This window comes from Bacillus sp. AR8-1, from assembly GCF_008042345.1.
In the GTDB taxonomy this organism is placed as follows: domain Bacteria; phylum Bacillota; class Bacilli; order Bacillales; family Bacillaceae_G; genus Bacillus_A; species Bacillus_A cereus.
Genome location: NZ_QNUB01000015.1, coordinates 47,180 through 56,420 on the forward strand (window position 1 = coordinate 47,180; position 9,241 = coordinate 56,420).

The window sequence follows — 9,241 nt, forward strand, 5'->3', positions numbered from 1 at the left end:
GCAGGAAGAGAATTTGGCGTGGAATTTAATATTTTTTTAATGGAGATGAAAATATGATCGTAATTAGCGCTTGTTTAGGTGGTATAGCTTGTCGATATGACGGAAATGACAATCTCGTTTCAAAAATAGAGAAGCTACTACAAAAAGAAGATACAGTCCTCATTTGTCCTGAAGTATTAGGAGGACTGCCAACACCTCGTCCTTCTGCTGAAATTATTGGCGGGAATGGCGACGACGTTTTGGACGGAAAAGCGAAAGTGATGACAAAAGATGGTGAAGATGTCACAGAAGCTTTCGTAAATGGTGCTTATAAAGCATTAGAACAAATTAAAAATTTACACCCAGAATATATTATTTTAAAGGAACGTAGTCCATCTTGTGGCAGTTCTACGATTTACACTGGTGAATTTAATGGCAATAAGCAAACTGGTTACGGGGTAACTACTGCTTTATTTAAAAGACACGGATTTAAAGTCATTTCAGAAGAAGAATTTGAAAGCAAAAAAAGGAATTGACCCTGTTCGTCAATTCCTTTTCTATCTGTCTTATTTCACGCCTAATTTTTCTTTCACTTTCGCTGGAAGCTCGTCTTTCTTCACTTCTTCCCAAGCTGTTACACCTTTTTTATCTGAGTGGTATACGCGTAGGAATGCTTCTTTACGAAGATTTTTTTGAGCTATGAATTCTAATTCTTTCTCTTTACCGTCTTTATCAAAGCCAGTCAGCTTATATTCATAATCTTTAAATTTCTGCCCATCACTAGCTTTACTATCAAATTCTTTTCCATCTACTGTAATTTGAACATAATACTCATCTTTACCCATACGGTTTAAATCACAACCAACTAACAAACTTGCAAATACAACTAAAATACTAAATAGTGCAATGTATCTTTTCATTTCCTTCACCTCATATGTTTTTTCTTATATTCTTATCTTAAAGCCCGGAGCTTAAAGAAGAAATTCAAAAACATGACATGAACATTACACTTTTGTAAGATAATAATTATTTCTTCACTTTAGAAATTGTCATTCCATCACCAATTGGAACGAGTACAGATTCTAAATGCGGGTGGTTTGCTATCATTTCATTAAACTTCTTCATAACTTCTGTATAACGTTTTTGTTTTGCACTCTCATCAGCTACACTACCGCCAATAACGTCTTTCACGCCAATTTCGCCACTTATCACGTAATTTCCTTATACCGTTTATTACGCCTTCTATTATCCCCTCAATTATAATCTCTATTACAAGATATCTCACTAAACTAATAATAGGTTTAATTACGTATCTCCCTATGAATTCAAGAATATCCTCCATCATATTTTCCTCCTTCTTTTAAAAGGAAGCTGCTACTCCTCCGCTTCCTTTTACGTCCAGTTACAATTGCTGCCATACTGCGGTATATACCAACAAGAATAATACGACAACAACATGCACAATAACGCTATTGAATTGGGAAGAAACTTCGTTAAATACTAATACTATAATCAACATGGCTAATAGAATTATTTTTCCACCTATATTCGGGGATGCTCCAAAAACTTTATAAAATCAAAGACAACTTTACTACAACTCTTCCCGTAACTAATTTATTATCGTGGTAAACCGTCTTCCACTACATCCGTAACAGTTCCATTCGGTTCAAAGATTACACGTAATGATCCTTCTCCACCATAACCAGTATAGTCATATACTGAATAAGATTTATATTTCTCAATCACATGTGGCTGTCCAATTGCAGCTTTTACTTGATTCGCAGGCATACCTTTTTTGATTTTCAAATAGTGATTGTAACTTACTGCTGCCGAATTGTTATTTACATCTTTATACCACGGTACACGATCGTTTTTTTCTTCATATTCCTTTACAGGCTCTTCAATACGTTTCGTAGATACCCGATTCTCCTTACCTTTATCTTTATCTGTATCCTTTATAGCAGTACGTTCAATATTCACAACGTAACCATATGTATTTAATTCAACCATAATTTCATATGTACCATCCGTATCTTTTTCAGTATAAAATACGCGTTTTTCATTGTTATTATAATATTTTATGTTCTCACCACCGTAGTCAATCGTATTAAGAATATCCGTATACGTCATACCTTCCTCAATTTTTTGAGATTCATCATGAGAAATATAACGCTTCTGTGATGATGAAGCGTCCTCATTTTTAATACTTTCACGTTTACTCGTAGTCATAGGTGTTTTCTTCTGATCTTTTAGTACGTCACCTTCCGCCTTCGCTGGTTGCTTTGCTCCTACTTTTGTTAATACGTCTGTATCGCTAGAACAAGCTCCCAAAATCGATACTGTGGTCAACGCCATCCCTACTATAAGTACTTTCTTAAATGACTTCACTCTAATCCCCCCGGTATTTTTTAATATTTAGTAATCAACGTATTTAAATTAATACGGAACTATTCAGTTCTATACAATTTGCTATAGCCTTCTCCCTCATGCACCTTTTTTATATAAAATGAAACTTTAATCAGCCCTCACCAATCATCTTCGTTACAAATATTAACATTAAATATAACTAATAAATAGTATATTTCTGCTATTCATTTACATTTCTGTTGCATAATCTTGTCTTAAACTAACAATATGAAAGTCGAATTCACAATAATTATCATATATTCTATATATAATAACATTCAAATTAAATTCTAAAGTAACTTTACATGCATTTTCTGTTTTAACGCCAAAAGAAAAGACCTTTCTAACGATTTTATTCTATCGCTAAAAAGGTCTTTTCTATTTTGGCTAAAAACTTAGCACTCTTCTGGCTTACCAGCATTCGTCGCTGTACGGAAAAATGATCCAAATCTGCATGATGCGATTGCGTTTAGATAATCAATCGTGAATTATGCGTTCAATTTAAAGCAGGTTAAAAAATAATAACTCCTTATTCAATTAACATATGCATTAGTTTAACAACCTAATGCTGCTGTACCAACTGATAGTTTAGTTTTCAATATGTGAAAAGGGATTTCTAAATGATGAATTGAATATATATTTATTGTTTACTCGTTTTTGAGAGGTTCCTTTATGGGATATAAGCTTTACTATATTCCTGTACTTCGCACAGTTCTATAATAACTAATAGTGATGCTGTGACGTGATTTTCTATTAGTGAGATAAAGTATTTTTCAATTCATTTATTATAAATTGCAACTCTCGTCCTCCAGAATTATTTCTTTTGGGTGAAAGTTTTTTTATGATATAAGTTTCATTCTGTCCTAATTTAAAGGTTTCGAGAGGAGAAATGATATGAACCCTATTTTATTAGATGTTCCGTTACAAATAGAAACAGACAGACTCATTCTTCGAGCACCACTTCAAGCTGGTGAAGGGGATATAGTACAACAAGCTATTAAAGATTCCATTAATGAATTAAAGCAATGGTTGTCTTTATTTCAGTCCATTCCTACTGTTGAAGAAACGGAAATTCTTCTGAGAAATGCACATATAGATTTTTTGAAAAGAGAAAGCTTTCGCTATCTTATCTATCATAAAGAGACGAATGATTTTGTTGGAACAGCTAGCCTTCATCGAATTGATTGGAAGGTTTCTAAATGTGAAATTGGATACTGGATTAACACGCAATTTAGTGGCAGTGGATATATGACAGAAACAGTAAGTGCGTTAACAAACCTTGGATTTCAGTTATTCAAATTTAGAAGGATTGAAATACGATGTGAATGTAATAACACGAAAAGTCGTGCACTCCCTGAAAAACTAGGCTTTGAACTTGAAGGGATATTACGTAATGAAGATTTTTCAGCTGACGGCAAACAACTAACTGATACTTGCATCTATGCAAAAATAAAGTGAAATATTGATTAGCCTTGGTAATCGGGCTTTTACGGCAAAAGAAAAGACCTCCTTAACGATTTTATTCCATCGCTAAAAAGGTCTTTTTCTATTTCGGCTAAAAACTTAGCACTCTTCTGGCTTACCAGCATTCGTCGCTGTACGGAAAGATGATCCGCATCCGCATGATGCGATTGCGTTTGGATTGTCGATTGTGAATCCGCCGCCAAGCATAGATTGTTTATAATCAATTTTTACTCCTTTAACAATTGGAGCACTTTCTGTATCGATAACAAATTCAACACCGAAAAACTCAAGAACTGTGTCGTCTTCTTTTGGTTCTACTTCAAATCCTAAGCCGTAAGAAAGGCCAGTACATCCGCCGCCATGTACAGCAAGGCGCACGTACTTCTCTCCATCTTCAGCATCTTTTAACATATCTTTAATTTGAAAAGCTGCTTGTTCTGTTACTTCAATCATGAAATACACCATCCTTTCTGTTCTCATTCTATTATACATCTTTACGCTTCTATCTTGTACTCATACACTCCGCGGCAAATTACTTCCGCAGGTCCTTTCATTAACACGTTTCCTTCTTCTGTCCACGCAATCATTAAATCGCCGCCAGCTAAATGGACTGTAATTTCTTTACCACGTTCCATCTTGCCATTCAAAATAGCAGCTACAACGGCAGCACATGCCCCTGTTCCGCAAGCTTGCGTTACACCAGAACCACGTTCCCAAACGCGGAAATTCATTTCTTCATCGTTTAAAATCTCGATAAATTCAACATTCACTCGCTCTGGGAACATTTCATGTGTCTCAAGAACTGGACCAAGTGTTGTAAGAGGTGCCTTCTCTACATCCTCAACAAAAATAACCGCGTGCGGGTTCCCCATTGAAACAGCCGTAAATGCATAACGATGATTATTGTATAAGAAGTTTTCACGAATAAATGGTGTTTCACCTTCACCGAGCATCGGTATCTCTTCGCGTGTTAAGCGTGGTGCACCCATATCAATTTTCGCTAATATAACTTTTCCATCTTCTACCGTTACTTCTGCCGTTACAATGCCAGCTAACGTTTCAATTGTGAAAACTGTTTCCTCTACTAGTTTATGCTCATACGCATATTTCGCTACGCAGCGCAAACCATTACCACAGCTCTTTCCTTCTGATCCATCATTATTAAACATACGCATTTTCACCGGAGCTACATCAGACGGACAAATTAAAATCATTCCGTCTGCTCCAATACCAGTATTAATATTTGAAACCTTTTCCGCCACAAGAGCTAAATCTTCTTCAGGAATTTGCTCTTCAAACATATTTACATATATATAACTATTGCCAAGACCATGCATTTTTGTAAAAGAAAATTGGCTCATTTGTATTCACTCCAAAAATAATTTGTTATTTTAAGTATAGAATGCATGCTTTTAGAACACAATATGAATGTCCCCCGTTTCTCATATTTGACAACGTTTGGCGATGAGCCACTCTTACACACATTGTGTAAGAAAAAAGCCCTTCTAAAAAGGGCCTTTTTTTATTTATCTATAGTATTAAACTACCCTCCAAAATAACGTTTTATCTAAAATAAAATGAAAAAGGCGTTGCTCATTCGCAACACCTTAAAACATTGGATTTTCATCCAAATACTCATATACATTATTAACAAGCTCTTCTACTGTTGCACCTTGTACAACTTCACCATTTACAAGTGCAAACGGTCCTTCAAAACAAATACCACAATACCCTAGACAACCATACTCCATTACATCTAAATTTGGATCTTTTTCTAATTTTTCTAGAGCTGCTTGTGAACCACTTGCAAGGTTACCTACACAAAATTCAATTAATGGTTTAATCAAAATTCTCCCCCCTGTACTACAAAACAAATTACCTTCTGACTTCATCTATAAGAAGAAAACTAAGCTGTCTCTTGTTGTTTTCGTTATACATCCTAAACTATTTAGTTACTTCACTATTTCACTTCAAAGTAGATGATTTTATTTTATATAACATGCTACTTGCAATGAAATAGTAACTAAAAAGGCAAAACAGTTTACTTTACTTTTCTTCTTATTGTACAACAGAGTATTCATTCATGCATTGTTATTTGTTCACAAATTCGATATAATTTGATTGAGTAAAGTCAAAATATTTTATTAATATAAAATTTTATGATTAGGGGATATTTCAACAGAAAAGGGGTAATCCATCATGAAACACCTCGTAATACTAGGTGGCGGCTACGGTGGAATGAGAATTCTACAAAGGCTACTTCCAAGCAACCAACTTCCAGATGATGTACAAGTGACATTAATCGACAAAGTACCATATCATTGCTTCAAAACTGAATATTATGCATTAGTTGCGGGTACTATTTCAGAAACGCATATTCGTATACCGTTTCCTGAGCACCCACGCCTCAATATTCAATACGGCACAATAACAAATATTGACCTCGAGGAAAAAGCGGTTCATCTCGATGGCGGCGAAGCAATCCAATATGATGATTTAATTATCGGACTTGGCTGTGAAGATAAATATCATAACGTTCCTGGGGCGAAGGAATATACACATAGTCTACAATCAATTGAACAAACACGTAAAACATATGAACAATTAAATAGTCTAGAACCAAATGCCACAGTAGCTGTCGTTGGTGCTGGCTTAAGTGGTGTGGAAGTTGCAAGTGAACTTCGCGAAAGCCGTTCTGATTTAAAAATCTATTTATTTGATCGAAAAGATAGAATTTTATTCCCGTATCCAGAGAAATTAAGTAGATACGTAGAAGAATGGTTCGTAAAACATAAAGTTAATATTATAAGAAACTCTAACATTACAAAAGTGGAACCAAATATTGTGTATAATCACGATGAACCACTTGAATGTGATGCAATTGTCTGGACAGCTGGTATTCAAGCAAATGAAGTTGTTCGAAACCTTCCAGTTGAACAAGATGGTAGCGGACGGGTTGTCTTAACGAAATATCACAATATTCCAAACAACGAGCACGTTTACGTTGTAGGAGATTGCGCAGCACTTCCACATGCACCATCTGCCCAACTTGCTGAAGGTCAAGGAGAACAAATTGTCCAAATATTATTAAAACGTTGGAATAATGAACCACTCCCTGATGAACTACCTGTTATTAAATTAAAAGGTGTTCTAGGATCTCTTGGTAAGAAGCATGGATTCGGTTTACTCGCAAATCAACCGTTAATGGGACGTGTACCAAGATTATTAAAATCCGGCCTTCTTTGGATGTACAAATATCATAAAGGTTAATACTTTACAGGCTGTCTACTATGTAGGCAGCTTCTTTGCATCAGTTTTTAAAAATTATCAGACACATCTTTCTCAATATGTATAATGATTTATTTTTCATTTTTATATTAAAAACTATTGATAAACAGTGTATGCTATTTGTAAGTTGTTTTATTATTTCCTTGAAGACCGAATTCATTCGGTCTTATTTTTTATGTTATAAATACTTTTGTAGGAGGCATTACATTCCACTTATGAACTTATCGAAACTAAACAATCGAATAGAAGCGAAAAAGAAAGAGTTAATCTATCTCGTTGAACGATACGGATTCACTCATGATAAAGTGATTTCTTTCAGCCAAGAATTAGATCGTTTACTTAACTTATTAATAAAACTCAAGACGCAGAAAAAACGTTGTTCGTTATAACCATTTTCCCCTCTTTTTTGATACGATATAACTAGAATCAGAAAGGAGCGATTTATGTTTATATTAAAAGACGTTATATATAAAGATATACTACACATTCCTTATTTACAGATTCAAAAAGAAAAGATCACTTGCATTATCGGTGAAAGCGGAAGCGGCAAAAGCACATTGCTTCGCATGTTAAACGATTTACAATCTCCAACATCCGGCACAATTGAATATAACGGAAAGTTAATTTCTGATTATCCGCCTATTCAATTACGTCGTGACGTAGTTATGCTTGGGCAAACTCCACCTCTTTTTGATGGAACCGTTAAAGAAAATCTATTAATGGGACTTCGTCTTTCTGAAAAACCATTTCCAAATGATGATGCCCTGCGGAGCGCACTACAAACCGTTAGCTTAGACAAGCAATTAGAAGATAGCGCCTCCTCATTATCCGGCGGTGAAAAACAAAGACTTGCCTTTGCACGTATCGTACTTATGGATCCGCCTGTCTATTTATTAGATGAACCAACTTCAGCATTAGACAGTGATACAGAACGCCGCGTTATGAAACAATTTACTGAACTAGCACGAAAAAAGAAAAAAACAATTATCTTCATCACACACTCACAACAACTTCCACAAGAAATTGCAGACGACATTATTGAGATTAGTAAAGCAAACGGTGCAACTAGAAAGGAAGTGCTCTCTGTTGAAGGGCGTTATTGAACTCCAAATTTGGCAACTTGCAGCTGCCTATATTTTTATTCTTATTTTAATTGGACTTGTAAAATTAAAAGGAATACCTCGCGAAAAACAAATCGCGCTCGCAACATTCCGTATGACCATTCAGCTCGTACTTGTTGCATATGTCCTTACATACGTATTTGAAAACAGTAATCCATTTTATACAATTGCTCTTATTACTTCTATTACTACCTTTGCAATTTTTAATATTTATAAACGAGTTAACATCCCGATGTCTAAAGAATTAAAACGAGTAGCCGCCCTTTCCATGGTCGCCGGATCAATTGGGCCACTTCTACTATTTATCTTCGTTATTATCGGTCATGACCCTTGGTATGCTCCGCAATATATCGTCCCTATTACAGGAATGTTAGTTGGGAATGCCATGACTGGTGTTTCTCTCGGCGCAAATACGTTCTTAAACAATATGAAGTCGCAAAGAGGTCAAATTGAAGGTGCACTTATGCTCGGAGCAACACCGAAAGAAGCAGCTGCTCCGCTCATTCGAGACGCTTTTGATTCTGCTATTTTACCAACAATTAATTCTATGGTCGGAATGGGGATTATAAGCTTACCAGGCATGATGACTGGTCAAATATTATCCGGTGTATCACCATTCACAGCCATTCAATATCAAATCGCTATCATACTCGGTATTTCAGGAAGTACTGCCTTTGCTGTCATTATCTTTTTACAGCTTGGATATAAAACGTTCTTTAATAAGCGATGTCAATTGAAAGAGGTTGACTATGATGCGAGGTAAATCGTAACTTTCGCTCAGTAAATGATGCATCGTTCTCGGTGAGTGAAATTATATTAACGATTTTTTCAATATATCTATCATAACTTGCAATATATCAACGATTTTTCAAATATATCTATCATAACTCAGAATATATCAACGATTTTGTACGAAATATCGATTTACCGACAAAAAGTGACATAATAAAAAGAGGAGGCTATTTGGTATTATCCCCTATAGG

12 protein-coding genes and 1 pseudogene are annotated in these 9,241 nt (G+C 35.2%); 6 read left to right on the plus strand and 7 right to left on the minus strand.

The window, feature by feature from the left end; genetic code table 11:
- Positions 1-53 precede the first annotated feature (53 nt).
- The gene (locus DN400_RS09300) at positions 54-515 is read left to right on the plus strand and encodes a 2-thiouracil desulfurase family protein (RefSeq protein WP_000635511.1); all 462 of its coding nucleotides are present in this window, start codon (positions 54-56) and stop codon (positions 513-515) included.
- Positions 516-545: 30 nt separating this feature from the next.
- On the opposite strand, the gene DN400_RS09305 is transcribed toward DN400_RS09300, so the two are convergent.
- The 4 genes and pseudogenes from DN400_RS09305 to DN400_RS09325 form a co-directional block, all read right to left on the minus strand.
- Positions 546-899, minus strand: a complete 354-nt coding sequence (locus DN400_RS09305; protein WP_000833143.1) for a YxeA family protein — start codon at positions 897-899, stop codon at positions 546-548.
- Between the two features lie 106 nt (positions 900-1,005).
- The gene (locus DN400_RS09310) at positions 1,006-1,191 is read right to left on the minus strand and encodes an O-methyltransferase (RefSeq protein WP_002094183.1); all 186 of its coding nucleotides are present in this window, start codon (positions 1,189-1,191) and stop codon (positions 1,006-1,008) included.
- A 405-nt stretch (positions 1,192-1,596) separates the two neighbouring features.
- Positions 1,597-2,367 carry a hypothetical protein gene (locus DN400_RS09320; RefSeq protein ID WP_016513190.1) on the minus strand — a complete coding sequence of 257 codons (771 nt, stop codon included), beginning with the start codon at positions 2,365-2,367 and terminating at the stop codon, positions 1,597-1,599.
- A gap of 413 nt (positions 2,368-2,780) precedes the next feature.
- Positions 2,781-2,873, minus strand: a pseudogene (locus tag DN400_RS09325) (iron-sulfur cluster assembly accessory protein); the annotation flags it as partial.
- 406 nt (positions 2,874-3,279) lie between these two features.
- Between DN400_RS09325 and DN400_RS09330 the strand changes: the two are divergent.
- Positions 3,280-3,843, plus strand: coding sequence for a GNAT family N-acetyltransferase (locus DN400_RS09330; protein WP_001068190.1), 564 nt, complete (start codon positions 3,280-3,282; stop codon positions 3,841-3,843).
- 105 nt (positions 3,844-3,948) lie between these two features.
- Here the strand turns inward: DN400_RS09330 and DN400_RS09335 are convergent, their stop codons facing one another.
- The 3 genes from DN400_RS09335 to DN400_RS09345 form a co-directional block, all read right to left on the minus strand.
- The gene (locus tag DN400_RS09335; protein ID WP_000573830.1) at positions 3,949-4,302 is read right to left on the minus strand and encodes a HesB/IscA family protein; all 354 of its coding nucleotides are present in this window, start codon (positions 4,300-4,302) and stop codon (positions 3,949-3,951) included.
- A 41-nt stretch (positions 4,303-4,343) separates the two neighbouring features.
- A complete protein-coding gene (dapF, locus tag DN400_RS09340) occupies positions 4,344-5,210 on the minus strand; it encodes a diaminopimelate epimerase (RefSeq protein ID WP_000077394.1) in 867 nt (288 codons plus the stop codon).
- A 246-nt stretch (positions 5,211-5,456) separates the two neighbouring features.
- Positions 5,457-5,696, minus strand: a complete 240-nt coding sequence (locus DN400_RS09345) for a YuzB family protein (protein ID WP_000595026.1) — start codon at positions 5,694-5,696, stop codon at positions 5,457-5,459.
- Between the two features lie 352 nt (positions 5,697-6,048).
- Here DN400_RS09345 and DN400_RS09350 point away from each other — a divergent pair, with 352 nt between their 5' ends.
- From DN400_RS09350 to DN400_RS09365, 4 genes are all read left to right on the plus strand, one after another.
- A complete protein-coding gene (locus tag DN400_RS09350) occupies positions 6,049-7,119 on the plus strand; it encodes an NAD(P)/FAD-dependent oxidoreductase (RefSeq protein ID WP_000682065.1) in 1,071 nt (356 codons plus the stop codon).
- 233 nt (positions 7,120-7,352) lie between these two features.
- Entirely contained in the window at positions 7,353-7,526 is a 174-nt protein-coding gene (locus tag DN400_RS09355; protein ID WP_001054090.1) for an aspartyl-phosphate phosphatase Spo0E family protein, read from the plus strand.
- A gap of 54 nt (positions 7,527-7,580) precedes the next feature.
- Complete coding sequence (locus DN400_RS09360; protein WP_065229507.1) at positions 7,581-8,240, plus strand: ABC transporter ATP-binding protein; 660 nt, start codon at positions 7,581-7,583, stop codon at positions 8,238-8,240.
- A complete protein-coding gene (locus DN400_RS09365; RefSeq protein WP_000679260.1) occupies positions 8,224-9,021 on the plus strand; it encodes an ABC transporter permease in 798 nt (265 codons plus the stop codon). Before DN400_RS09360 ends, DN400_RS09365 begins: the two co-directional genes overlap by 17 nt.
- Positions 9,022-9,241: the final 220 nt, after the last annotated feature.